General features: G+C 72.0%; 24 protein-coding genes and 1 pseudogene. 18 read left to right on the plus strand and 7 right to left on the minus strand.

Annotated features, from left to right (window positions below; genetic code table 11):
- Positions 1 to 132: 132 nt before the first annotated feature.
- Positions 133 to 696: an alkyl hydroperoxide reductase subunit C gene (gene ahpC, locus ACO2Q3_RS21660; protein ID WP_423310411.1), complete on the minus strand. Its 564-nt coding sequence runs from the start codon at positions 694 to 696 to the stop codon at positions 133 to 135.
- A gap of 279 nt (positions 697 to 975) precedes the next feature.
- On the opposite strand from ahpC, the gene trpS reads away from it, so the two are divergent.
- Complete coding sequence (gene trpS, locus ACO2Q3_RS21665; RefSeq protein WP_423310413.1) at positions 976 to 2013, plus strand: tryptophan--tRNA ligase; 1038 nt, start codon at positions 976 to 978, stop codon at positions 2011 to 2013.
- 157 nt (positions 2014 to 2170) lie between these two features.
- Here trpS and ACO2Q3_RS21670 read toward each other — a convergent pair whose 3' ends face one another.
- Entirely contained in the window at positions 2171 to 2650 is a 480-nt protein-coding gene (locus ACO2Q3_RS21670; protein WP_423310415.1) for a YbjN domain-containing protein, read from the minus strand.
- A gap of 134 nt (positions 2651 to 2784) precedes the next feature.
- Here ACO2Q3_RS21670 and ACO2Q3_RS21675 point away from each other — a divergent pair, with 134 nt between their 5' ends.
- From ACO2Q3_RS21675 to ACO2Q3_RS21720, 10 genes are all read left to right on the plus strand, one after another.
- Positions 2785 to 3348 (plus strand): NifU family protein, encoded by a 564-nt coding sequence (locus ACO2Q3_RS21675; protein ID WP_423310417.1) that lies wholly within the window; start codon positions 2785 to 2787, stop codon positions 3346 to 3348.
- Positions 3349 to 3379: 31 nt separating this feature from the next.
- Positions 3380 to 4060, plus strand: a complete 681-nt coding sequence (tsaB, locus tag ACO2Q3_RS21680) for a tRNA (adenosine(37)-N6)-threonylcarbamoyltransferase complex dimerization subunit type 1 TsaB (protein WP_423311173.1) — start codon at positions 3380 to 3382, stop codon at positions 4058 to 4060.
- Complete coding sequence (locus ACO2Q3_RS21685) at positions 4057 to 4521, plus strand: GNAT family N-acetyltransferase (protein ID WP_423310419.1); 465 nt, start codon at positions 4057 to 4059, stop codon at positions 4519 to 4521. Before tsaB ends, ACO2Q3_RS21685 begins: the two co-directional genes overlap by 4 nt.
- 51 nt (positions 4522 to 4572) lie before the next feature.
- Complete coding sequence (locus ACO2Q3_RS21690; RefSeq protein WP_423310421.1) at positions 4573 to 4980, plus strand: Fur family transcriptional regulator; 408 nt, start codon at positions 4573 to 4575, stop codon at positions 4978 to 4980.
- Positions 4981 to 5064: 84 nt separating this feature from the next.
- The gene (gene miaB / locus ACO2Q3_RS21695; protein WP_423310423.1) at positions 5065 to 6417 is read left to right on the plus strand and encodes a tRNA (N6-isopentenyl adenosine(37)-C2)-methylthiotransferase MiaB; all 1353 of its coding nucleotides are present in this window, start codon (positions 5065 to 5067) and stop codon (positions 6415 to 6417) included.
- On the plus strand, positions 6414 to 7364 hold the full coding sequence (locus ACO2Q3_RS21700; RefSeq protein WP_423310425.1) for a PhoH family protein: 951 nt from the start codon (positions 6414 to 6416) through the stop codon (positions 7362 to 7364). Before miaB ends, ACO2Q3_RS21700 begins: the two co-directional genes overlap by 4 nt.
- 261 nt (positions 7365 to 7625) lie before the next feature.
- Positions 7626 to 8078: an rRNA maturation RNase YbeY gene (gene ybeY / locus ACO2Q3_RS21705; protein WP_423310427.1), complete on the plus strand. Its 453-nt coding sequence runs from the start codon at positions 7626 to 7628 to the stop codon at positions 8076 to 8078.
- A gap of 17 nt (positions 8079 to 8095) precedes the next feature.
- Complete coding sequence (locus ACO2Q3_RS21710; RefSeq protein WP_423310429.1) at positions 8096 to 9001, plus strand: hemolysin family protein; 906 nt, start codon at positions 8096 to 8098, stop codon at positions 8999 to 9001.
- Positions 9002 to 9012: 11 nt separating this feature from the next.
- Positions 9013 to 10662, plus strand: coding sequence for an apolipoprotein N-acyltransferase (gene lnt / locus ACO2Q3_RS21715; RefSeq protein ID WP_423310431.1), 1650 nt, complete (start codon positions 9013 to 9015; stop codon positions 10660 to 10662).
- 51 nt (positions 10663 to 10713) lie between these two features.
- A complete protein-coding gene (locus ACO2Q3_RS21720; protein WP_423310433.1) occupies positions 10714 to 11148 on the plus strand; it encodes a helix-turn-helix domain-containing protein in 435 nt (144 codons plus the stop codon).
- 26 nt (positions 11149 to 11174) lie between these two features.
- Here ACO2Q3_RS21720 and ACO2Q3_RS21725 read toward each other — a convergent pair whose 3' ends face one another.
- Positions 11175 to 12176 carry a TraB/GumN family protein gene (locus tag ACO2Q3_RS21725; RefSeq protein WP_423310435.1) on the minus strand — a complete coding sequence of 334 codons (1002 nt, stop codon included), beginning with the start codon at positions 12174 to 12176 and terminating at the stop codon, positions 11175 to 11177.
- Between the two features lie 53 nt (positions 12177 to 12229).
- Here ACO2Q3_RS21725 and mutL point away from each other — a divergent pair, with 53 nt between their 5' ends.
- The 3 genes from mutL to ACO2Q3_RS21740 all read left to right on the plus strand — a co-directional run bounded on the left by mutL (position 12230) and on the right by ACO2Q3_RS21740 (position 15631).
- A complete protein-coding gene (mutL, locus tag ACO2Q3_RS21730) occupies positions 12230 to 14119 on the plus strand; it encodes a DNA mismatch repair endonuclease MutL (RefSeq protein ID WP_423310437.1) in 1890 nt (629 codons plus the stop codon).
- A gap of 182 nt (positions 14120 to 14301) precedes the next feature.
- Positions 14302 to 15135, plus strand: coding sequence for a class I SAM-dependent methyltransferase (locus ACO2Q3_RS21735; RefSeq protein WP_423310439.1), 834 nt, complete (start codon positions 14302 to 14304; stop codon positions 15133 to 15135).
- Between the two features lie 220 nt (positions 15136 to 15355).
- Positions 15356 to 15631 carry a YjhX family toxin gene (locus tag ACO2Q3_RS21740; protein WP_423310440.1) on the plus strand — a complete coding sequence of 92 codons (276 nt, stop codon included), beginning with the start codon at positions 15356 to 15358 and terminating at the stop codon, positions 15629 to 15631.
- Here the strand turns inward: ACO2Q3_RS21740 and rsmD are convergent.
- Entirely contained in the window at positions 15628 to 16191 is a 564-nt protein-coding gene (rsmD, locus tag ACO2Q3_RS21745; RefSeq protein ID WP_423310442.1) for a 16S rRNA (guanine(966)-N(2))-methyltransferase RsmD, read from the minus strand. The genes ACO2Q3_RS21740 and rsmD overlap by 4 nt on opposite strands.
- Before the next feature lie 63 nt (positions 16192 to 16254).
- On the opposite strand from rsmD, the gene ACO2Q3_RS21750 reads away from it, so the two are divergent.
- On the plus strand, positions 16255 to 17256 hold the full coding sequence (locus ACO2Q3_RS21750; RefSeq protein WP_423310444.1) for a lysostaphin resistance A-like protein: 1002 nt from the start codon (positions 16255 to 16257) through the stop codon (positions 17254 to 17256).
- A gap of 141 nt (positions 17257 to 17397) precedes the next feature.
- Here ACO2Q3_RS21750 and ACO2Q3_RS21755 read toward each other — a convergent pair whose 3' ends face one another.
- Positions 17398 to 18069, minus strand: coding sequence for a lysophospholipid acyltransferase family protein (locus ACO2Q3_RS21755; RefSeq protein ID WP_423310446.1), 672 nt, complete (start codon positions 18067 to 18069; stop codon positions 17398 to 17400).
- Between the two features lie 13 nt (positions 18070 to 18082).
- Positions 18083 to 19087: a phosphatidate cytidylyltransferase gene (locus ACO2Q3_RS21760; RefSeq protein WP_423310448.1), complete on the minus strand. Its 1005-nt coding sequence runs from the start codon at positions 19085 to 19087 to the stop codon at positions 18083 to 18085.
- A 13-nt stretch (positions 19088 to 19100) separates the two neighbouring features.
- On the opposite strand from ACO2Q3_RS21760, the gene ACO2Q3_RS21765 reads away from it, so the two are divergent.
- The 3 genes and pseudogenes from ACO2Q3_RS21765 to ACO2Q3_RS21775 all read left to right on the plus strand — a co-directional run.
- Positions 19101 to 19499, plus strand: a complete 399-nt coding sequence (locus ACO2Q3_RS21765; RefSeq protein ID WP_423310450.1) for a hypothetical protein — start codon at positions 19101 to 19103, stop codon at positions 19497 to 19499.
- A complete protein-coding gene (locus ACO2Q3_RS21770) occupies positions 19447 to 20187 on the plus strand; it encodes a CDP-alcohol phosphatidyltransferase family protein (protein WP_423310452.1) in 741 nt (246 codons plus the stop codon). Before ACO2Q3_RS21765 ends, ACO2Q3_RS21770 begins: the two co-directional genes overlap by 53 nt.
- A 303-nt stretch (positions 20188 to 20490) precedes the next feature.
- Positions 20491 to 21132, plus strand: a pseudogene (locus tag ACO2Q3_RS21775) (enoyl-CoA hydratase/isomerase family protein); the annotation flags it as partial.
- Here the strand turns inward: ACO2Q3_RS21775 and ACO2Q3_RS21780 are convergent.
- Positions 21089 to 22375: a pseudouridine synthase gene (locus ACO2Q3_RS21780; protein WP_423310454.1), complete on the minus strand. Its 1287-nt coding sequence runs from the start codon at positions 22373 to 22375 to the stop codon at positions 21089 to 21091. The pseudogene ACO2Q3_RS21775 and the gene ACO2Q3_RS21780 overlap by 44 nt on opposite strands.
- Position 22376: the final 1 nt, after the last annotated feature.

Consider the following 22376-nt stretch of genomic DNA (forward strand, 5'->3'; position numbering starts at 1 on the left):
GAGGGGGACCGCGAAGCGGTGGAGGGGGCTCCAGCGGAGAACCGCAGGCTCACGTCAACTGGAGCCCCCATCGTCTCGTCGCCTTCGGCGCCGATCCACTTCCCCCAAGGGGGGAAGAGAAGCGAAGCGTCGTCAGATCTTGCCGACCAGGTCGAGCGACGGGGCCAGGGTGGCCTCGCCTTCCTGCCACTTGGCGGGGCAGACCTCGCCCGGGTGGGCGGCCACGTACTGGGCGGCCTTCACCTTGCGCAGCAGCTCGGATGCATCGCGGCCGATGCCGCCGGCGGTGATCTCGACGATCTGGATCCGGCCGTCCGGGTCGATCACGAAGGTGCCGCGGTCGGCCAGGCCCTCGGCCTCGATATAGACGCCGAAGTTGCGGCTGATTTGGCCGGTGGGATCGCCGACCATGGTGTAGCGGATCTTGCCCACCGCCTCGGAGGTGTCGTGCCAGGCCTTGTGCGCGAAGTGGGTGTCGGTCGACACCGAATACACCTCGACCCCCAGGGCGTGGAACGCGTCGTAGTGGTCTTCCAGGTCTTCCAGCTCGGTCGGGCAGACGAAGGTGAAGTCGGCCGGGTAGAAGAACACCACCGACCACTTGCCCTTCAGGTCGGCGTCGCTGACGGCGACGAACTTGCCTTGCCGGTAGGCCTGGGCGGTGAACGGCTGAACTTCGGTATTGATCAGGGACATGATGGCTCCGGGGAAGGATCGATTGGCTGGAGCCGGATGTAGGGTTGCGACCCATATAGGTCCAATTGATTGTTTCAGTCGATCCGATAGGTCCGCCCTATCTCGACTTCGACCGCGCGCGCCGGCGTGCTTGCTCCCGCCGCGATCCCGGCCTATGTCCCCGCGCCATGGCTTTGCGCGGACACCTGACCGGACGATGGCGTCGCCTCCTGCAAGCCGCCTGATATCCTGGCGGGCGCGGCCGCTCGCCCTCACGTCCCCATTCGCAAAGATAGACCGATGACCGACCCGACCCCCGTCCCCTACGCGGGCCCCGAACGCGTGCTGTCCGGCGTGCAGCCCACCGGCGACCTGCACCTGGGCAACTACCTGGGCGCCCTGGTGAAGTTCGTCGCCATGCAGGAGCGCATGCAGTGCCTGTACTGCGTGGTCGACCTGCACGCGATCACCCAATGGCAGGACCCGAAGGCGCTGATCAGCCAGACGCGCGAGATCGCCGCGGCCTATATCGCCGCCGGGGTCGACCCGAAGAAGGCGATCATCTTCCCGCAGTCGGCGGTGCCCGAGCACACCGAGCTGGCCTGGATCTTCCAGTGCGTGGCGCGGCTCGGCTGGCTGGACCGGATGACCCAGTTCAAGGAGAAGACCGGCAAGCACAAGGAGCGGGCCAGCGTCGGCCTGTACACCTACCCGGTGCTGCAGGCGGCCGACATCCTGGTCTACCAGGCCACCCACGTGCCGGTGGGCGAGGACCAGCGCCAGCACCTGGAGCTGACCCGCGACATCGCCCAGAAGTTCAACCACGACTTCGAGGCGCCGAACTTCTTCCCCCTGCCGCAGGCGATGGTCGAGGGACCGGGCGCGCGGATCATGTCGCTGCGCGACGGCACGGCGAAGATGTCGAAGTCCGACCCGTCGGACGCCTCGCGCATCACCCTGACCGACGACGCCGACGCCATCGCCGGCAAGATCCGCAAGGCCAAGACCGATCCGGAGCCGCTGCCGTCCGACGAGGAGGGGCTGAAGGGCCGGCCCGAGGCCGAGAACCTGGTGGGCATCTTCGCCGCCCTGTCCGGCCAGACCCGCGCCCAGATCCTGGCGACCTACGCCGGCCAGGGCTTCGGCCAGAGCTTCAAGCCGGACCTGGCCAACCTGCTGGTGGAAAAGCTGGGGCCGGTGTCCGGCGAGATGCGCCGGCTGCTGGCCGACCCCAGCCAGATCGACGCCATCCTGGCCGACGGCGCGCAGCAGGCCCGCGCCATCGCCGCCCCGGTGGTGGCGCAGACCAAGAAGCTGGTCGGGTTCTGGGGGGCGTAAGGCTCGCCGACAATCCTCACGCTGTCATCCCGGAATGGGCGTCAGCCCATATCCGGGACCGCCGGAAACGCTGAGGGCCACCGGCCGTAGCGGGCGCCGGCGCCTGCCGCGGTCCCGGATATTCGCTGCGCGAATTCCGGGATGACTGCGAATTTGTTCAGTCGTCCTTGCCGTCGATGTAGCGCTTGAAGTGCGGCACCAGGCTGGCCCAGGTTTCCACATAGCCGCCAAGGCTTTCGCTGGTGAAGCCGTTGTCGGTGTTGAGGTCGAGCTGGATGTACGGGTCGTTCTCGTCGTCCAGGTAGGCGTGGCCGAAGCGCTGGTCGCGGTTCCACTTGTTCAGCCGGGCCAGCGCCATGCCGTCGGGCAGGTCGAAGCCGACCAGGAACTCCAGCGCGCCGCAGCGGTGGGTCTTGTCGCAGTCATAGAACACCACCTGGAACTTGGTGCCGTCGACGGCGCTGCGCACCATCGGATCGCCCGTGCCGTCCTTGTCGAGCGTCGCCTGGTAGCCCTTGGCCTGCAGCACGGCCGCGACATCCCTGGCGGTGACGCCCTCGGCGGGATAGGGGGCCGCGCGCGCCGCCGTCGCCGCAGCCAGGGCCGCCAGAGCCAGAATGATCGTCGATCGCCGCATTGTTTCGCCCCCGAAATGGAAAATCACTGTTCTTACGGCTGGCGCGCGGAATCAAGAGGGGGCGGGCGTCAGGTTGCGTCGCGGGGCGGGACGGGCCATCTAGCGGGTGTCCGCCGTCCCCGAGGCCCCAGATCATGTTCATCCAGACCGAAAACACGCCCAACCCCGCCGTGCTGAAGTTCCTGCCGGGCCGGGAGCTGGTGAAGTCGGGGGTGCGCGAATTCCGCGACGCCGGCGAGGCGGCGGCCTCGCCGCTGGCGCGGGCGCTGTTCGACCTGGATGGCGTGAGCCGGGTGTTCTTCGGCGCCGACTTCCTGACCGTGACCAAGACCGACGAGCACGACTGGTCGTACATGAAGGCCCCGATCCTGGCGGCGATCATGGACCACTTCACCTCGGACGCGCCGCTGCTGGCCGACGCCGAGGAGGCTGAGGCCGAGCCGGTCTACGAGGGCGAGACCGCGCAGATCGTCGCCGAGATCAAGGATCTGCTGGACAGCCGCATCCGTCCGGCCGTGGCCCAGGACGGCGGCGACATCCTGTTCTCGCACTTCGAGGCCGACACCGGCGTCGTCTACCTGCACATGCGCGGCGCCTGTTCGGGCTGCCCGTCGTCCTCGGCCACGCTGAAGGCCGGGGTGGAGAACATGCTGCGCCACTACGTCCCCGAAGTGACCCGCGTCGAACAGACCCTGTGATCGCGCGGCGGTCCGCCCAGCCCCACCGATGATCGTCCTCGCCCTCGACACCTGCCTGGGCGCCTGTTCCGTCGCCGTGACCGCGGACGGGCGGGTGCTGGCCAGCGCCTGCGAACCGATGACCCGCGGGCACCAGGAACGCCTGGCGGTGATGGCGCGCGAGGTGATGGCCCAGGCCGGGATCGGCTTCGCCGCGCTGGACCGCATCGGCGTGACGGTGGGCCCCGGCTCCTTCACCGGCCTGCGGGTCGGCGTGGCCTTCGCCAAGGGGCTGGGCCTGGCTTTGGGGGTCCCCTGTGTCGGGGTCGGCAGCCTGGAGGCCTTGGCGGCGACGGCCGGCTTGCCCGGGCGTGTGGCCGCTGCGATCGATTCCGGACGCGGCCAGATCTACCTGCAGACCTTCGCCGACGGCCGGCCGCTGTCGGAACCGGCGGTGATGCCGCTGGACGCGGCCATGGCCGCCGTGGCGGCGCTGGGCGGCGGGGTGCTGGTCGGCCCCGGCGTCGACCTGCTGCAGGCGGGCGCGGCGTTCGAGCGGGCGCCGCTGGCCGCGCCGGATCCGGCCGCCGTCGCCCGGCTGGCGAGCCTCGGCGAGGCGCGCGAGGCGACGCCGCTCTACCTGCGGCCGGCCGACGCCACGCCGCCCAAGCCCAGGCCGCCGCGGCCACCGCAGCCCCGGCCCCGGTCGCGCCCGGGTCCCGCCGCGGCATGAGCCCGACCCTGCGTCCGGCTGGCGCGGGCCTGGCCGTCGCCATGGCCGCGACGCACGCCCTGGCCTTCGACGCGCCGTGGCGCGCAGGTGAGATCGCCGATCTGCTGGCCGCCCCCGGCGCCTTCGCCCTGGCCATCGGCGACGGCGACGACGCCGGCGACGACCTGGCCGGCTTCATCCTCTGCCGGGCGATCGCCGGCGAGGCCGAGGTGCTCACCCTGGCGGTGGCGCCGGCGATGCGGCGGCAGGGCCTGGCCCGCGCCCTGCTCGAGGCGGCGATCCTGACCGCGGCCGCCGGCGGCGCAGAGGCGATGTTCCTGGAGGTCGCCGAGGACAACGCCGCCGCGATCGGCCTCTACGCCGGCGCCGGATTCGCCCGCGTGGGCCTGCGGCGCGGCTACTACGACGGCCCCGCCGGGCGCCGCGACGCCCTGGTGCTGCGGCGCGATCTTAACAGGTGACGCCACCCGCCCTATGCTGGGGCCGAAGCAATCGTTCGCCGGAGCGCGGCCTTGGATCGTCTTGAGTCCCTCTGCATGGAAAAGGGCATGCGCATGACCGAGCAGCGCCGCGTGATCGCGCGGGTGCTCTCGCAGGCCCATGACCACCCCGATGTCGAGGAGCTGCACCGCCGCGCCCACGCGGTGGACCGGCACATCTCCATCGCCACGGTGTACCGCACGGTGCGCCTGTTCGAGGAGGCCGGCATCCTCACCCGGCACGACTTCCGCGACGGCCGCTCGCGCTACGAGGAAGCCAGCGAGACGCACCACGATCACCTGATCGACATGAAGACCGGCAAGGTGGTGGAGTTCGTCGACGAGGAGATCGAGGCCCTGCAGCAGGCGATCGCCAAACGTCTGGGCTACCGCCTGGTCGACCACCGCCTGGAACTCTACGGCGTGCCGGCGGAAGAGTAGCGCCGCAGCGATCAGGGTGGGGGAGTCCGGCGCCAAGAGCGGCGCTGGGTTGCACTCGCCCGCCCTCAACCCCATAACGCCCAGATGACCGAGACCGCGCCGCAAAAGCGCCTCTACATCAAGACCTACGGCTGTCAGATGAACGTCTACGACAGCGAGCGCATGGCCGATGTCCTGCGCCCGCTGGGCTATGGCGTGACCGACCAGCCGGAGGGCGCGGACCTGGTGGTGCTGAACACCTGCCACATCCGCGAGAAGGCGACGGAGAAGGTCTATTCCGAGCTGGGCCGCATCAAGCGCATGAAGGCGCGCAAGGCCGAGGACGGCGGCGAGATGGTGATCGCCGTGGCCGGCTGCGTGGCGCAGGCCGAGGGCGCGGAGATCATGGCCCGCCAGCCGGCAGTGGACCTGGTGGTCGGGCCGCAGGCCTATCACCAGCTGCCGGAGCTGATCGCCCGCGCCCACCGCAAGTCCGGCGAGCGCCTGGCCGCCGACTTCGCCGCCGACGAGAAGTTCGACGCCCTGCCCATGGAGCGGGCCACCAACGGCTACACCGCCTTTCTGACGGTGCAGGAGGGCTGCGACAAGTTCTGCACCTTCTGCGTGGTGCCCTACACCCGCGGCGCGGAATACTCGCGCCCGGTGGAGGCCATCGAGGCGGAGGCCCGTCGCCTGGCCGACCACGGCGTGCGCGAGGTCACCCTGCTGGGCCAGAACGTCAATGCGTTTGCCGGCGAGGGCGGCCTGGCCGGCCTTGTCCGCCGGCTGGCCAGGATCCCCGGCCTGGACCGCATCCGCTACACCACCAGCCACCCGGCCGACATGGACGAGGCGCTGATCGCCGCGCACGGCGAGGTCGAGCAGCTGATGCCCTATCTGCACCTGCCGGTGCAGGCCGGCTCCGACAAGGTGCTGAAGGCGATGAACCGGGCGCACACCGCCGACAGCTACCTGCGCCTGGTCGAGCGGATCCGTGCGGCGCGGCCGGATATCGCCATGTCCGGCGACTTCATCGTCGGCTTCCCCGGCGAACGCGATGCCGACTTCGAGGCCACCCTGGCCCTGGTGCGCGAGGTCGCCTACGCCAGCGCCTTCTCGTTCAAATATTCCCGCCGCCCGGGCACGCCCGCCGCCGCGATGACCGGCCAGGTGGCCGAAGAGGTCAAGGAAGAGCGCCTGGCCCGGCTGCAGGCCCTGCTGAACGACCAACAGATGGCCTTCAACGCCGCCCAGGCCGGCCGGGTGCTGCCGGTGCTGTTCGAGCGCGACGGCCGGCGTGAGGGCCAGGTGGTGGGTCGCAGCCCCTATCTGCAGCCCGTGCACATGGCCGGCCCCGCAAGCCTCAAGGGCCAGATCGTCCCGGTGCGGATCGTCGCCGCCAACCGCGGCAGCCTGTCGGCCGAGGCCCTCACCGAGCGCATGGCGGAAGTGGTTTGAGTCGCGGTCCGTCCGAGTTCATCCCCCTGCCGGAGGAAGCCGTCCGCACGGTTTCCGGCGCGGGCGGACGCCATGCGGCGCTGATCGAGGACGCCTTCCACGTCCTGATCGAGACGCCGGGCGGCGGCGTGTCGCTGAACGGCGACGCGCGCACCCGCCGGCTGGCCCGGCAGGCCATCGAGACCCTGGCCGCCCGCGTGGCCGCGGGGCTGGAGGTGACCACGGCGGACGTGCGCGTGGCCATCGACCAGGCGCGCACCGGCGGTCCCGCCACGCCCACCGCCGCCGCCGGCCGGCGCGGGCCGATCGCCGCCAAGACCGCTGCGCAGGCCGCCTACCTGGAGGCGCTGGCCACCCATGAGCTGGTGTTCGGCCTCGGCCCCGCCGGCACCGGCAAGACCTTCCTGGCGGTGGCGCACGGCGCCAATCTGCTGCGCTCGGGCCAGGTCGACCGGCTGATCGTCACCCGCCCGGCAGTGGAGGCCGGCGAGCGGCTGGGCTTCCTGCCCGGCGACCTCACCGAGAAGGTCGATCCGTACATGGCCCCCGTGTGGGAGGCCCTGACCGACATCCTGGGCGCCGACGCCCTGCGCAAGCGGCGCGAGCGCGGCGAGATCGAGGTGGCGCCGATCGCCTTCATGCGCGGCCGCACCCTCAGCCACGCCTTCATCATCGTCGACGAGGCGCAGAACACCACGCGCCTGCAGATGAAGATGGTGCTGACCCGCATCGGCGAAGGCTCGCGCATGGCCGTGACCGGCGATCCCAGCCAGGTCGACCTGGTGAACCCCAACGACTCCGGCCTGGCCCACGCCGTCTCGATCCTGGAGGGGGTGGAGGGCGTGGCCATGCGCCGGTTCGCCTCCGCCGACATCGTCCGCCACCCGCTGGTCGGCCGCATCGTCAAGGCCTACGACGCCGACACCCTGGGCGCGCGGCGCCCTTAGCGCGGTCCGGATGACCCACACCTCGCCGACGAGCGCCTTCGCCCTTCTCCCCTTGCGGGAGAAGGTGTCTTGCGCAGCAAGACGGATGAGGGGTCGACGAGGCGCCGCCGGTTGGCCATTCGCCAGCGCCGGCAGGCAGATCGCGAAGGATCATCAACCCCTCATCCGTCCGCCTCCGGCGGCCACCTTCTCCCGCAAGGGGAGAAGGACGAGAGGGCTGTCGACCTTCGCATCCGCTACAGCAATACCCTCGGCAGCCGCATGATCGACGTCGAGATCGAGGATGTGGACTGGACGGCGGTCCTGCCGGAGGCGGAGACCCTGGTCCGGCGCGCGGCCGAGACCGCGCTGGCGGCCGACGGGGTGGTGGGCGACGTCACCGTGCTGCTGACCAGCGACCTGGCGGTGCGGGAGCTGAACGCCACCTTCCGCGGCAAGGACTACGCCACCAACGTGCTGTCCTTCCCGGCGCCGGCCAATCCCGAGGCCTTCGTCGGCGACATCGCCCTGGCGCTGGGCGTGATGACCCGGGAAGCCGCCGAACAGGGCAAGCCGCTGGCGCATCACCTGCAGCACCTTGTGGTGCATGGCGTCCTGCATCTGATCGGCTATGATCATGAGACCGATGGGGACGCGGACCGGATGGAATCGCTGGAACGGGCGCTTCTGGACGGGCTCGGGGTGCCCGATCCGTACGTTGACGACGCCCCTTAGCGGAACGCTTGGAGACCATGTCCAGCCCCAGCCCTGACGGCGCGCCGGCGTCGGCCGACGAACCCGACAAGCCGGGGCCGCTGGACGCCATCCTGGCGAGCGTGGGTCTGCGCCGCAAAGGCCGGGGCGAGGGCCGGCCGGCCGAGGAGGCGCCGCATACCGCCGGCTCCGACCTGGTCGATCAGGCCGAGGCGTTCCAGTCGCTGAAGGTCGGCGACGTGATGACGCCGCGGGCCGACATCACCGCGGTGGACATCTCCTCCACCTTCGACGAGGTGACGGCCGCCTTCGCCGAGACCGAGCACTCGCGCCTGCCGGTGTACCGCGAGACCCTCGACGACCCGGTCGGCGTGGTGCACCTGAAGGACATCTTCAAGCTGATGGCCGACGGCGCCAGCCGCCCGCCGCCGAGCGACCCGGTGATCCACCGCGTGCGGCGCGAGACCCTGTACGTGCCGCCGTCGATGCGCGCCGCCGACCTGCTGGTGCGCATGCAGGCCAGCCGCATCCACCTGGCCATGGTGATCGACGAGTTCGGCGGGGTGGACGGTCTGGTCACCATGGAAGACCTGATCGAGGCGGTGGTCGGCGAGATCGACGACGAGCACGACGAGGCCAGTCCCGCCCAGATCGTCGCCCGCGCCGGCGGCGTGTTCGAAGTGGACGCCCGCGCCTTCCTGGAGGACGTCGAGGCCGCCGTGGGCCGGTCGCTCGGCACGGACGACCTGGAAGAGGAAGAGATCGACACCGTCGCCGGCCTGGTCACGGCGCTGGCCGGGCGCGTGCCGCAGCGCGGGGAAGTGATCACCCACCCCGCCGGCCTGGAATTCGAGATCGTCGACGCCGATCCGCGGCGCGTGAAACGGCTGCGCATCCGGCCGGCCACGCCCGCGCCGGATCCCGGCGCCGCGGCCGACGCCTGATCCGGCCCAGCATGTCCACGAGCGCGGCGAGCCCCGCCACCGCGTCCGCCGAGCCTCGCCCCCCCGCCATCGCCCGCTGGGCGCCGCGGCTGGCCGCCGTGGCCGCGGGCCTGGCCTGCGCCTTCGCCCAGCCGCCGTTCGGCGTGCTGCCCGGCCTGCTGGGCTGGGCCGCGATCCTCTGGCTGCTGGACCACGCCGCCGGCGCCCGGCCCTGGCGTTCCGCCTTCCTGCGCGGCTGGCTCGCCGGAAGCGCCTATTTCGCCGTCAGCCTCTGGTGGGTGGCCGAGGCCTTCCTGGTGGACGCCGCCAACCAGGGCTGGATGGCGCCCATCGCCGTGGTGCTGCTGGCCTGCGGACTTGGCCTGTTCTGGGGCGCAGCAGGCCTGGCCTACCGGGCGCTGAGACCTGAAGGTCCGCAGCGGCTGCTGCTGTTCGCCGGGGTGTTCGCCGTCGCCGAATGGCTGCGCGGCCACGTGTTCACCGGACTGCCCTGGGACCTGCCGGGCGAGACCTTCAAGGCCGGCTCGGCGCTGTCGCAGGCGGCCAGCCTGCTGGGCGCCTACGGCCTGTCGTGGATCGTCCTGGCCACATCCGCCTCGCCGGGCCTGCTGCGCCGCGGCGGGCGGGGCGAGCAGGCGGCGGGCGCCGTCGCCGTGATCGCCGCCGGGGCGGTGCTGGCCGGTCTCTACGCGTTCGGCGCCGCCCGTCTGGCGGGCGCGCGGCCGGTCCCCGCCGACGCCCCGACCCTGCGCATCGTGCAGGCCAATGTGGAACAGGCGTCCAAGTACGACGAGGCGAGCTTCGCCGGCATCGTCCAGCGCTATGCCGCCCTGACGCGCCTGCCCCCGGCAGCGGGCGCCAGACCGGCGCAGATCGTGCTGTGGCCGGAGGGCGCGATCCCCGCCAGCCTGGACGACTATCTGGATCCGCGCGCCTGGACCTACGACACCATCGCCGGCGTGCTGCAGCCGGGCCAGACCCTGGTGGTCGGCGGCTACCGCAGCGCCCCGACCGCCCCGGATGTCTACTACAACAGCCTCTACGCGGTGAGGCGCACGCCGGGTGGCGCCGGCGGGGGGCTGGGCGTGATCGGCCGCTACGACAAGTACCGGCTGGTGCCGTTCGGCGAGTTCATGCCGTTCGACAAGCTGGCCGCGCGGGTCGGCTTCAAGCAGCTGGTGCACGTCGGCGACGGCTTCACCCCCGGCCCGCGACCGCGGCCGATCGCGCCGCCGGGCGTGCCGCCGCTGCAGCCGCTGATCTGCTACGAGAGCCTGTTTCCCGGCTTCACGCGCGAGGGCCAGGCCGCTTCCGGGATGCGCCCGGCGTGGATCGCCAACCTGTCGAACGACGCCTGGTTCGGCGCCACCAGCGGCCCGTGGCAGCACCTGAACATCGCCAGCTACCGCGCGATCGAGGAAGGCCTGCCGATGGTTCGCGCCACGCCCACCGGCGTATCCGCCGTCATCGACGCCTATGGTCGGATCCAGCCGGGGCAATGGCTGGGGCATGGCAAGTACGGCGTGATAGACGCCAGATTGCCGCAGGCGCTGGAACCCACGGTGTTCAATCGTATTGGCGACATGCCGTTACTCATTTTGGTGATAATATCAATTTTGAGCGCACGTCCTCCAAGGCGCGCGACCTTGCGCCGCACATGATGCGACCAAGTAATCACTGGCGTAAAACTTCAACGCCGGTATCAGGCGAATATGACCGATGCGACAGACGACCGTTCGCCGAACCCTGTTGACCTGCATGTCGGCGCCCGCGTGCGCATGCGCCGGCGCCTGCGCGGCGTCAGCCAGGAGAAGCTCGCCGAGTCGCTGGGCCTGACCTTCCAGCAGGTGCAGAAGTACGAACGCGGCGCCAACCGCATCAGCGCTTCCAAGCTGTACGAGATCGCCGCCTCTCTGCAGACCCCGGTTGCGTACTTCTTCGAGGGCCTGGCCGATCCGTCAGCCATCGAGGGTGGCGGCGACGGCGTCAGCTCCGAACAGCTGGTGCACGACTTCCTGATGACCACGGAAGGGCTCGAGCTCGCGGCCCTGTTCCCGCGCCTCAAGCGCGGCCGCCTGCGCCGCCGCCTGCTCGACCTCGTCCGCGCCATCGTCGAGGACGACGGCGGCGACGACAGCGAGGACTGATCCGCCGACCGCGGTTCCGACGTCCCTCAACCGGCCGTCGCCGGCGTTTCCACCTTGAAGCCGCGCGCCTTCAGGCGCTCCAGCACGCCGTCGCGGGCCAGCAGCAGGCGCAGCGGGGCGATGGCGATGGTGCGGCCGGGTTTTGTCAGGGCGGCGGCGATGGCGTTGCTGGTGTCGGCGATCGAGCGGTCGATATAGGCCGACATGCCCGGCACGCCGGCGATGCACTTGTCGAACCCGCGCTCGGCGCCGAGGGCCGCCCTGACGTCGCCCCGCGCCCAGCCGGCGGCGGCGGCCAGCGCCCGCTCGCGACCGGCCTCGATCTCGGTGAGCGAGTCCGACAGGCAGGCCTGGTGCGCGGAGTCCGGCAGGCTGGCCATGTTCTTCAGCAGTGGCAGCACGTCATAGCTGGCGACCTTGTGGCGCGGCACGTGCGCCCGGTCGGCCAGGGCCTCGATCTGGTCGTCCGGTTGCTTGAAGCTGATCTTCAGGGCCTCGCGGAAGTCGCCGCCGATCATCAGGCCCGCGACCCCGGGCTTCCACTTGGCATAGCGGGTGGCCGGCTTGCCGAGGCCGGTGCGGGCGGCGACGAAGCGGGCGCGCAGCGCCGGCGGCAGGCTGTCCTCCATCGGGCCACGACTCTCGAAGGGCTTGCGGTGGAACAGGAAGAAGGCCGCGGCCTTGATCGGGTTGGCCCGGGCGGTGGGCGGCAGGATCACCGCGCTGGCGCCCTTCAGCCGGAACTCGAGCTTGGCGGTGCTCCAGGCCTGGCCCTTGGGCAGGCCTGACGGGACGCCCAGGACATAGACCTTGGCGCCGTTGCCGGCGGTCACCGTCCACCAGGCCGGTCCACCGCTGGCGGCGTTGACCACCAGCCCGTCGACCAGGTTGGCCTCGTAGTCGCGTTCAGGGGCCGCGGCGGAGGGCGCCGTTGCGGGGACGGACAGCAGCGCCCCTGCCGCCAGCGCCAAGGCGACCGCCTTCCGCCAGCCCATCTTCGCACCCATCGTCAGCGTGTTCGGCGGCATGGCGTCATCCGTCTGGAATCGCCCCTATAATGCAGTCTTGCCGTGAGCCCGCCATGCCGATCCGCCGCCTTCCCCCCGACCTGATCAACCGCATCGCCGCCGGCGAGGTGGTGGAACGGCCGGCGAGCGCGGTGAAGGAGCTGGTCGAGAACGCCCTGGACGCGGGCGCGGGCCGCATCGAGGTGCAGGCCGACGGCGGCGGCCTGACCCGGATCCTGGTCTCCGACGACGGCGCCGGCCTGGCCCCGGACGAGCTGCCGGTGGCCATCGAGCGGCACGCCACCTCGAAGCTGAACCCCGGCGACGACGGCCTGTACGACCTGCTGCGCATCGCCACCCTGGGCTTCCGCGGCGAGGCGCTGCCGTCGATCGGCGCGGTGGCCCGGCTGTCGATCGCCTCGCGGGCCCGCGGGCGCGACGACGCCTGGAGCATCCTGGTGGAGGGCGGGGCGATCGCCCCGGTGGCCCCGTCCGCCTTCGCCGAGCCGCACGGCGCGCGGGTGGAGGTGCGCGACCTGTTCTACGCCACGCCGGCGCGGCTGAAGTTCATGAAGTCCGAGCGGGCCGAGGCGATGGCCATCGCCGAGGAGCTGAAGCGCCAGGCCATGGCGCACGAGGCGGTGGGCTTCTTCCTCGACCTCGACGGCCGGCGCACCCTGCGCCTGCCGGCCGAGCGGGCGGGCGACGAGGGCCGCCTGGCCCGGCTGGGCGCGATCCTGGGCCGCGACTTCGCCGACAACGCCCTGGCCGTCGACCAGTCGCGCGAGGGCGTGCGCCTGTCCGGCTTCGCCGGCCTGCCGACCTACAACCGCGGCAACGCCGGCCACCAGTACCTGTTCGTCAACGGCCGGCCGGTGCGCGACCGGCTGCTGCAGGGCGCCCTGCGCGCGGCCTACGCCGACTTCCTGGCCCGCGACCGACACCCGGCGGCGGCGCTGTACCTGGATCTCGACCCCACCCTGGTCGACGTCAACGTGCACCCGGCCAAGGCGGAGGTGCGCTTCCGCGACCCGGCCCTGGTGCGCGGCCTGATCGTCGGCGGCCTGCGCCACGTGCTGGCCGCGGCCGGGCACCGCGCCTCGACCACCGTGGCCGGAGCCGCCCTGGGCAGCTTCCGGCCGGGGATGTCCGCGCCGCCGCCCGGCCCCTCGGCCGCCGGCTATTCGGCCTGGCGCGCCGGCGGCTGGACGCCCGCCGCCCCGCCGCCGCGCACCGGCGAGTTGCCGGGCCTGGCCGGGGTCTCGGCGCGGGCCGAGCCCAGCTTCGCCTACGACGTGCTTGAGGCGGTGCTGCCGCTGGCCGAAGGCGCCGCCGGCGCGCCCGGCTTCGCGCCGCAGGCTGGCGCCGAGCCGGACGCCACCCGCTTCCCGCTGGGCGCCGCGCGGGCGCAGGTGCACGAGACCTACATCGTCTCGCAGACCCGCGACGGGGTAGTGATCGTCGACCAGCACGCCGCGCACGAGCGCCTTGTCTATGAGCGCATGAAGGCCGAGATGGCCCAGGGCGCGGTCGCCCGCCAGGCCCTGCTGCTGCCCGAGGTGGTGGAGCTGGACCCGGCCGAGGCCGAGCGCGTCGCCGCCCGCGCCGAGGAACTGGAGGCGCTGGGCCTGGTGGTGGAATCCTTCGGTCCGGGGGCGGTGCTGGTGCGCGAGACCCCGGCGCTGCTGGGCGACACCGACGTCGCCGGCCTGATCCGCGACATCGCCGACGACCTGGCCGAGAACGGCGCCGCCCTGGCGCTGAAGGAACGGCTGGCCGAGGTCTGCGGCACCATGGCCTGCCACGGCTCGGTGCGCGCCGGCCGCCGGCTCACCGGCGCCGAGATGAACGCCCTGCTGCGCGAGATGGAGGCCACCCCGCACTCCGGCCAGTGCAACCACGGCCGCCCCACCTACGTCGAACTGAAGCTCGCCGACATCGAGCGGCTGTTCGGGCGGCGGTAGGCGGCGGCGAAGGCCCCTCACCCAACCCTCTTCCCGCAAGCGGGGAGAGGGCTTCAGGCAAGCGACGGGTCGGGGCATTTTGTCCGCCTCCGCTGCAACCTTGTAGCCCTCGCCCCCGCAGGGGGAGAGGGTTGGGTGAGGGGGCCGCGCCGGGCCCTCCGTCTCATGTTCTGGAGAACCGCATGCAAGCCGGACAGCCCAGCCTCACCGCCCGCCGCGCCGCGGCCCACCGCGCGCTGCACCAGAGCCTGGATGGCGCTCGGGTGTTCGCCGATCCGTTGGCGCCGGTGATCCTGGGCGACGACCCCGTCGCGGTGCTGGGCGGCGATGCGGACAGTCCCGGCCGGCGGGGCATGCGCTGGTTCATCGCCGCGCGCAGCCGCTTCGCCGAGGACGCCCTGGCCGCCGCCGTGGCGCGCGGCGTGCGCCAGTACGTGGTGCTGGGGGCCGGGCTCGACACCTTCGCCTGCCGCAACCCGCACGCGGCGGACGGGCTGGCGGTGTTCGAGGTCGACCACCCGGCGACGCAGGCCTGGAAGCGGGCGCGGCTGGCCGAGGCGGGGCTGACGCCGGCGGCGGGGGCCGTGTTCGCGCCGGTGGACTTCGAGCGGCAGACGCTGGCCGAGGGCCTGGCGGGCGCCGGCTTCGACGCCGCGCGGCCGGCCTTCTTCTCATGGCTGGGCGTGACGCCGTATCTGACCCGCGAGGCCATCTTCCAGACCCTTGGCTTCATCGCCGGCGTCCCGGCCGCCGAGGTGGTGTTCGACCACGGCGAACCGTCCTCGGCCTATCGCGGCGAGGCGGCCGTGGCGCGGCAGGCGCGCGCGGCGGGCGTCGCGGCGCTGGGCGAGCCGTGGATCACCCACTTCGAGCCGCCGGCCCTGCGCCGGGATCTGCTGGCGCTGGGCTTCACCGAGATCGAGGACCTGGGGCCGGGCCAGATCGGCCCGCGCTATTTCGACCGTCCAGGACGCGATGGCCCCGGCCCGCATGCGGTGCGCGCCCGCCGCGCCTGACCTCGGTCCCGGCGTCTTCCCCTGGACGCTCGCCGCGGACGCCCGTAAGCAATGGGGGTTCAGCAGGGAGGCAAGATGTCTGAGCTTGTCGTCGGGGTCCGGGCCTAGCGCCATCGGACCCGATCCGTCACGGGCGGACCGACAGCGTTTTTGAGGCCCTTCCCACCGTCCGCGCACCGGCGCGGGCACAGTCGACACTGCCTCGAACGGACATCTCTTCTTGAACATCTCCAAGCCGCAGCAACGCACGCTGCACGCCCTCGCCCGTGGCGGGCGCATCACCCTGGAACGCGACGATCGCGGCGACATCCTCGCCGCCGAATGCTGGACGCGAGAAGGCTGGATTCTCGGCGACTGTACGCTCGAGGTCTTCAAGGCCCTCAAGCGGCGGCGGCTGATCGCCAGCCGGGACGGCGGCCCCTACCAGATCACCCGCGAGGGTCTGGTGCGGCTGCGCCCGCAGCTGGACAACCGCACCTCCGGCCGAAGCCTCTAGCCCAGCTTCAGGAAGTGGACGCGCGCGGCCCCCCAGTCGCGGGCGTCCACCGCCTGGAAGCCCGGGGTGACCGGGTCGGGCTCGCCCACGCCGCGCTCCAGCACGAGCAGCGCGTCCGGCGCCAGCCAGCCGCCCTCGCGCAGCGACGCCAGCGCCCGCTCGCCCAGGCCCTTGGCGTAGGGCGGATCGAGGAAGGCGAGGTCGAACGGCGCCCCGTCGCCGGCCGGCTTGGCCCCCAGGGCGGCGGCGTCGCGACGGTGCACGCGGGTCTGGCCGAACAGGCCGAGGCTCTCGATGTTCTGGCGGATGGCGCCGCGCGCGCCCTCGTCGGTCTCGACGAACAGACAGAAGGCCGCGCCGCGCGACAGGGCCTCGAATCCCAGGGCGCCGGAGCCGGCGAACAGGTCGATCACCCGCGCCCCCGCCAGGGGCGGCGCCCAGGGCGCGTGCTCCAGCACATTGAACAGCGCCTGGCGGGTCCGATCTGCCGTCGGACGCGTCGACTGTCCCTTTGGCGCCACAATCGGGCGGCCTCGAAAGGCGCCGGAAACGATCCTCATGCATTGTCCTTTGGAAATGGCGTCTCCTAGCCGATGTATGGACATGGAAGCAAAGCAGGGTCGATGACCGGACGAGACATCACCGCCCTCCTGTCGGAGTCGGCGTTCCTGACGAACGTGGACGAGCGGGACCGCAAGGCCTGGCGGATCGCCCTCACGGTGGTCGCCGGCCTGGTGGTCGGCGTGATCGCCGTGTTCGCGGTGTTCGCGGTGATCGCGGTCGGCTTCGTGATCTCGCGCGGCGGCGTGGCCGGCCTCACCGACTTCGGCGTGTTCATGTCGAACCTGCAGAACGCCGACGGCCACGACCTGAGCCAGGCCATCCTGCTGCTGCTGATGCCCACCCTGGCCAACGGCCCGCTGGTGCTGACCTTCCTGGTGCTGGCCGCGGCCCTGTCGCACCACAGGATGCGCGACTACCTGACCTCGGCGCCGCAGTTCCGCTGGAAGCTGCTGGCCGCCGGCATGGTGATGTCGTTCCTGGCCATCGGCCCGCTGCTGGGCCTGGACGCCCTGGTGGAGGGGACCAGCACGCCGATGCCGCTGATGACGGTGTCCGCCGACCTGCAGGGCCGGGCGGTCTATGCCGTGTGCGCCGTGGCGCTGCTGATCCCGGCGGCGCTGATCGAGGAGGTGCTGTTCCGCGGCTGGATGCTGCGCCAGACGGCGGCCTTCCAGCGCAACCCGTTCTTCCTGATGATCTTCACCGGCCTGGCGTTCTCGGCCGTGCACATGGACTTCAACCTGGACGCCTTCATCGCCCGCACGATCATGGGGGCGGGGTTCGCCTACATGACCCTGCGTCTGGGCGGGCTGGAGTTCAGCACCGGCGCCCACGCGGCCAACAACATCCTGATCGTCATCTTCCTGGAGCCGCTGACCCTCAAGGCCTCCGCCGGCGGCGGCATGTCGGTGGCCTCGGTGGTGCAGGACGCCCTCCTGGTGGCCGGCTATGTGCTGATCACCGAGGCGGTAGCGCGCATCCCCTGGCTGCGCCGCTGGACCGAGGTGCGCGACGAGGAGCTCAGCGGCGGCGCGGCGCACCCGGCGGCGCTGTTCAGCTAGGCTCGGCCACAGCCCCCTTCCCCGCCTTCGGCGGTACTTCCCCCAGAGGGGGAAGAGAACGGAAGCTGAGGCCAAGACTCTCTTCCCCCATTGGGGGAAGTCCCCGCAAAGCGGGGGATGGGGGCTCCAGCGGAGATCGATCTAGGCGGCCGCGTCGTCGTCGATCCAGTGTTGCGGCGGGGCGGCGTCCTTCAGCGCGGTGAGCGCCGCGCGCAGCCGTTCGACGAAGGTCCCGCGATGGCCGCACCAGGTCAGCGGCTCACCGACCAGCACCGTGCAGTTCATCGGCACCGGCACCTTCGTCCCCTTGGGCAGCACGCGGCCGGCGCCCTCCAGCCAGATCGGGATCACCGGCGCCTCGGGGAAGGCCTCCGACAGCCGCGCCACCCCCGCCTTCAGCTGGCCGAGCGCGTCGGTGGCGTCGCCGCGCGAGCCCTCCGGGAAGATGATGATGATGTCGCCCCGGGCCAGCGCCTCGCGCGCGGGGGCCAGGACGTCGCCGGGCTCGCCGCCGCTGGCGCCGCCCCGGCGGCGGTCGATCGGCACGATGCCGACGACGTTGCGCGAGAACCAGCCGATCACCGGCCCGCGCAGGAAATAGTCGGCCGCCGCCACCGGCCGCAGCCGTCCCATCGAGGGCAGCGGAAAGATGGTCAGCAGCAGCAGGGTGTCGACGTGGCTGTTGTGGTTGGCGGCGATGATCGCCGGCCCGCGCCGGGGCAGCCGCTGGCGGCCGACCACGTCCGCGCCGGTGAACACGCGCGCCAGCGGGATGCCGATCAGCAGCAGGAAGGCGTAGCGCAGCAGGTTCATGCCGATGTCCTGCTTAGAACCGGTCGAGACTGAAGAAGGCCAGCAGATGGAAGTAAAGGGGGGCGGTGAAGGTCAGGCTGTCGGCGCGATCGAGCATGCCGCCGTGACCGGGGATCAGGGCGCTGGTGTCCTTGACCCCGACGTCGCGCTTGACCGCCGACATGGTGACGTCGCCGGCGAAGCCCGCCAGCGGCAGGCCGAACGCCATCCAGGCCCGTCCCGCCCCGTGCAGCGGCGCCAGGTAGGGTCCCAGGAACCAGATCACCGCCGCGGTGGTGACCCAGCCGCCGAGGAAGCCTTCCCAGGTCTTGTTCGGGCTGACCTTGGGCGTGATCTTGTGGCGGCCGAACAGCTTGCCCCAGACGTACTGCGCCACGTCGTTCAGCTCGGTGACGAACAGCAGCAGGAACACCATCCCCGCCGGGCCGGCCGGCAGGTGCTCGGTCAGCGGCGTGCGCATCAGGAAGGCTGCGAAGCCCAGGCTGTAGACGCAGGCCACCAGCCCCCAGTGGAACGTCGCCGCCCGCTCCAGGAACGCCTTGGTCTGGCCGAAGCAGGCCATCAGGAACGGCACGATCATGAAGCAGTAGACCGGGATGAACACCAGGTAGATGCCGTACTGGTCGATGGCGATGAAGCCGTAGTTGATCGGGATCGCCAGGTAGGCGCCCAGGAAGATCAGCCGGTCCTCGCGGCGCGACGGGGCCAGCGAGAGGAATTCGCGCAGGGCGATGAAGGAGATCACCGTGAACAGGGCCGTCGTCGCCTGCCAGCCCAGCAGCAGCGCCGCCGCCAGCAGCGCCACCATCACCCACCAGGAGTTCACCCTCTCGCGAAGATTGGTGTAATCCTTGCCGGGACGAACCACAGGTAGCAGGGCCGCGGCCGCCGCGCCGAGGGTCAGGATCGCCAGGACGACGCCGAGGCCCCAGATCACGGCGGGGGCCGCTGGGGGGACATGCCAGGCCGCGGGCAGCTGCAGAGCAGGAGTCGGGGGCAGGGTGATGGGGGACGTCATGGCGCAAACAAGCTTGTCCCTTGCATCCGCGGCGCGCGCAACCGTCACGCACGTGGCCTTCGCCTTCCTGTGCATGGGCGGCTGGGCGCTGTTCGCCAACCGCGCGCACGGCGCCGACGCGCTTTGGCCGGCGCTGGCGCAGGGAACCATGTCCGCCCTGATCACCCTGGTGCTGAAGCGTTCGCTGGAGGCGATGAGCCGCCGCGCCAGCGGCCCGACCGCCTATATCGCCCCGCCGTTCATCTCCGCGGCGACCATCCTGACGGTGCTGATCGTGGCGCACAGCCTGATCGGCACGCCGGAGATGTTCGCCACCATCGCCGTGCCTTGGTCGGTCTCCACCCTCTATGCCATCGTCTATGCCGCCGCCCTGGCGCGGGGGCGCAGGACCCTGGAGGCCGACCCTGGCTGAACTCGACAACCGACGGCCGATCGCCAGCCGCCGCAGCGGGTGGGCCCAGGGCCTGGCCGCCGCCCTGGCGCGCGCGGGCGTCAGCCCCAACGCCATCTCCGCCGCCAGCGTCGGCTTCGCCGTCCTGGGCGCCGCCGTGCTGCAGCGCGCCGGCTTCAACCACGGCCTGCCGCGCGCCATCGACCTGGCGCTCGCCGCGGCCTTCGTGCAGGGCCGGCTGATCTGCAACCTGCTGGACGGGCTGGTGGCGGTGGAGCACGGCAAGGGCTCGACCTCGGGGCCGATCTGGAACGAACTGCCGGACCGCTTCGCCGACGTGTTCTTCCTGGCCGGGGCCGGCTACGCGGCCGGCCTGATGGGCATGGGCGAGATCGGCCCGCTGCTGGGCTGGATCGCCGCCGCCGCGGCGGTGACCACCGCCTATGTCCGCGAGCTGGGCCGCGGCCTGGGCTTCGCCGCCGACTTCTCCGGCCCGTTCGCCAAGCCGCAGCGGATGGCGGCGCTGACCCTCACCTGCCTGGTCGCCGCCGTGGAGCCGGTGTGGGGCTGGGAAGGCCAGGCCCTGGTGATCGGCCTGGCGGTGATCGCGCTTGGGACCCTCTTCACGATCTACCGCCGCACCGCGACGCTCGCCCGCCGCCTGAGGGAGCGGGGGCAATCAGCCCCCGACTCGTCACCCCGGGCGTAGCGCAGCGCAGACCCGGGGCCAGCCGTAACACCCCATAGAAGGCTTTTGAGACGCAACGCCCGTGCAGCGCTCTTTGGAAAGCCTCTTGGGAGCGGGCCGGCTGGCCCCGGATCTGCGGGCGCGATGCGCCCTTGTCCGGGGTGACGAGGTAGGAGGTAGGTGGAAACCGCCTTGCACGCCGGCGTTTGCCGCCGCCAAATGCCTGAAACGACAACGGACGGGAGCGGAACCATGGCCCTGGTGAGCGTGGAGCGGCGCGGCGCGGTGGCGGTGATCACCTACGCCAACCCGCCGCTGGGCACGATGACGGCGGCCGGCTCGGAGGAGATGCTCGCGGCGGTCAGCGCGGCCTCGGCGGACGCGGCGGTGCGGGCGATCGTGCTGACCGGCGGGCTGCCGGGGATCTTCATCCGCCACTACGACATCGGCGAGCTCAACGTGATGGGTCAGCGCCTGGCGCCGGGCGCCGCGCCACCCCCGCACCCACCGGCCGACGCCCCGCCGCCGCGGCCGGGCGGGACGTTCGGCGCCCTGGTGGACGCCATCGCCGCCGCGCCCAAGCCGGTGATCGCCGCGATCAACGGGCTGTGCATGGGCGGCGGGTTCGAGATCAGCCTGGCCTGCGACATCCGCATCGCCGCGGAGGACGCCGAGGCGATCGGCCTGCCGGAGACCCGGGTGGGCATATTCCCCGGCGGCGGCGGCACCCAGCGCCTGCCGCGGGTGATCGGCGAGGCGCGGGCGCTGGAGATGATCCTGCGCGGGCGCACCGTCATCGGCGCCGACGCGGCCGCGATCGGTCTGGTGCACGAGGCCGTCGCCAACGCCCTGGACCGGGCGCTCGAGATCGCCGCCGAGTTCGCGACCAAGGGCGCCGAGGGGGTGGCCTACGCCAAGCGCCTTACCCGCGCCGCCCTGGACCGCCCGCTGGACGAGGGCCTGGCTGACGAGCGCCGGAGCTTTGTCGAGGTGATGCGGACGGCGGGCGCGCGAGCGGGCCTCGAGGCCGGCCTGCCGCCGAACCAGATCCAGCAGCTTTGACCGCCGGCTTGGCGCTGAAGGTCTTGCCGCCGACCTTCGCCGCCTCCAGCTTCGCCGCGCCCTTGCCGGCTTTCGCGGGCCGGGCCGCCTTGGGCTTGATCTTCGGCTTGGCCCAGCCGGTCTTGTAGGTCTTCTTCTCCGGCGGCTCGGGCGGGCGCATCGCCGCTTCCTCGCGCGCGGCGTCGGCGAGGCGGCGGACAGACTGGGCGCTGGCCGGGGCCTTGTACTGCGGGCGGTCGCCCTTGGGCATGTTGGCCGGATCGACCAGGCCCTCGAGCTGTTCGCGCACCACCCGGGGGCCGACCTCCTCGACCGCCCCCACCGCCAGCGTGCCCAGGGCGAACGGGCCGTAGGACAGGCGGATCAGCCGGTTGACGGTGACGCCCAGGGCCTCCAGCACCCGGCGCACCTCGCGGTTCTTGCCTTCCGACAGGGTGACGGTGATCCACAGGTTGGCGGCGTCGCGGCCTTCCTTGACCTTGTCGAGCGTGGCCTCGATCGGCCCGTAGCGGACGCCCTCGACGGTGATGCCGTTCTTCAGGGTGTCGAGCCTGGCCTGGGTGATCCGCCCGCGGGCCCTGGCCCGGTAGCGCCGCGCCCAGGCGTTGGACGGCAGCTCCAGCGCCCGCGCCAGTTCGCCGTCGTTGGTCAGCAGCAGCAGCCCCTCGGAGCTCAGGTCCAGCCGGCCGATGGAGATCAGCCGCGGCAGCCCCTCCGGCAGGGTCTCGAACACAGTCGGCCGGCCCTTGGGATCGTTGTGCGTGGTCACCAGGCCCGGGGGCTTGTGATAGCGGAACAGCCGCGCCGGCTCGGCCTCGCCGATCACCTCGCCATCGACGGTGACGATGTCGCCGGCGGCCACCTTCACCGCCGGCGTCGTCAGGGTCTGGCCGTTCAGCGCCACGCGCCCGGCCTCGATCAGCCGCTCGACCTCGCGCCGCGACGCCACCCCGGCGCGGGCCAGGATCTTGGCCACCCGATCGCCCGAACCGTCGTCGCTGGCGGCATGGAGCTCCGGATCGAGGGCGCTGTTCAGCGGATCGTGGCCGGACGCGTGCGGGACGGGCGTGTCTGAAAGGCGCGCCTTGCGGGTCGAGGCTTGACCCTTGGCGTTGGTACGGTTTCGGTGCGGAGGATGGCCAGCCATG

The organism is Caulobacter sp. KR2-114, from assembly GCF_049446115.1.
In the GTDB taxonomy this organism is placed as follows: domain Bacteria; phylum Pseudomonadota; class Alphaproteobacteria; order Caulobacterales; family Caulobacteraceae; genus Acaudatibacter.

Bases quoted from the DNA above. Each gene is read 5' to 3' on its own strand.
- ahpC (WP_423310411.1), bottom strand. From the start codon at position 696: ATGTCCCTGATCAATACCGAAGTTCAGCCGTTCACCGCCCAGGCCTAC.
- ACO2Q3_RS21720 (WP_423310433.1), top strand. From the start codon at position 10,714: ATGACCGATGCGACAGACGACCGTTCGCCGAACCCTGTTGACCTGCAT.
- ACO2Q3_RS21750 (WP_423310444.1), top strand. From the start codon at position 16,255: ATGACCGGACGAGACATCACCGCCCTCCTGTCGGAGTCGGCGTTCCTG.
- ACO2Q3_RS21770 (WP_423310452.1), top strand. From the start codon at position 19,447: ATGCCGCCGCCCTGGCGCGGGGGCGCAGGACCCTGGAGGCCGACCCTG.
- ACO2Q3_RS21780 (WP_423310454.1), bottom strand. From the start codon at position 22,375: ATGGCTGGCCATCCTCCGCACCGAAACCGTACCAACGCCAAGGGTCAA.
- ACO2Q3_RS21710 (WP_423310429.1), top strand. From the start codon at position 8,096: ATGTCCAGCCCCAGCCCTGACGGCGCGCCGGCGTCGGCCGACGAACCC.
- ACO2Q3_RS21685 (WP_423310419.1), top strand. From the start codon at position 4,057: ATGAGCCCGACCCTGCGTCCGGCTGGCGCGGGCCTGGCCGTCGCCATG.
- miaB (WP_423310423.1), top strand. From the start codon at position 5,065: ATGACCGAGACCGCGCCGCAAAAGCGCCTCTACATCAAGACCTACGGC.
- ACO2Q3_RS21760 (WP_423310448.1), bottom strand. From the start codon at position 19,087: ATGACGTCCCCCATCACCCTGCCCCCGACTCCTGCTCTGCAGCTGCCC.
- ACO2Q3_RS21755 (WP_423310446.1), bottom strand. From the start codon at position 18,069: ATGAACCTGCTGCGCTACGCCTTCCTGCTGCTGATCGGCATCCCGCTG.
- lnt (WP_423310431.1), top strand. From the start codon at position 9,013: ATGTCCACGAGCGCGGCGAGCCCCGCCACCGCGTCCGCCGAGCCTCGC.
- rsmD (WP_423310442.1), bottom strand. From the start codon at position 16,191: ATGAGGATCGTTTCCGGCGCCTTTCGAGGCCGCCCGATTGTGGCGCCA.
- ACO2Q3_RS21675 (WP_423310417.1), top strand. From the start codon at position 2,785: ATGTTCATCCAGACCGAAAACACGCCCAACCCCGCCGTGCTGAAGTTC.
- ACO2Q3_RS21735 (WP_423310439.1), top strand. From the start codon at position 14,302: ATGCAAGCCGGACAGCCCAGCCTCACCGCCCGCCGCGCCGCGGCCCAC.
- trpS (WP_423310413.1), top strand. From the start codon at position 976: ATGACCGACCCGACCCCCGTCCCCTACGCGGGCCCCGAACGCGTGCTG.
- mutL (WP_423310437.1), top strand. From the start codon at position 12,230: ATGCCGATCCGCCGCCTTCCCCCCGACCTGATCAACCGCATCGCCGCC.
- ybeY (WP_423310427.1), top strand. From the start codon at position 7,626: ATGATCGACGTCGAGATCGAGGATGTGGACTGGACGGCGGTCCTGCCG.
- ACO2Q3_RS21670 (WP_423310415.1), bottom strand. From the start codon at position 2,650: ATGCGGCGATCGACGATCATTCTGGCTCTGGCGGCCCTGGCTGCGGCG.
- ACO2Q3_RS21725 (WP_423310435.1), bottom strand. From the start codon at position 12,176: ATGCCGCCGAACACGCTGACGATGGGTGCGAAGATGGGCTGGCGGAAG.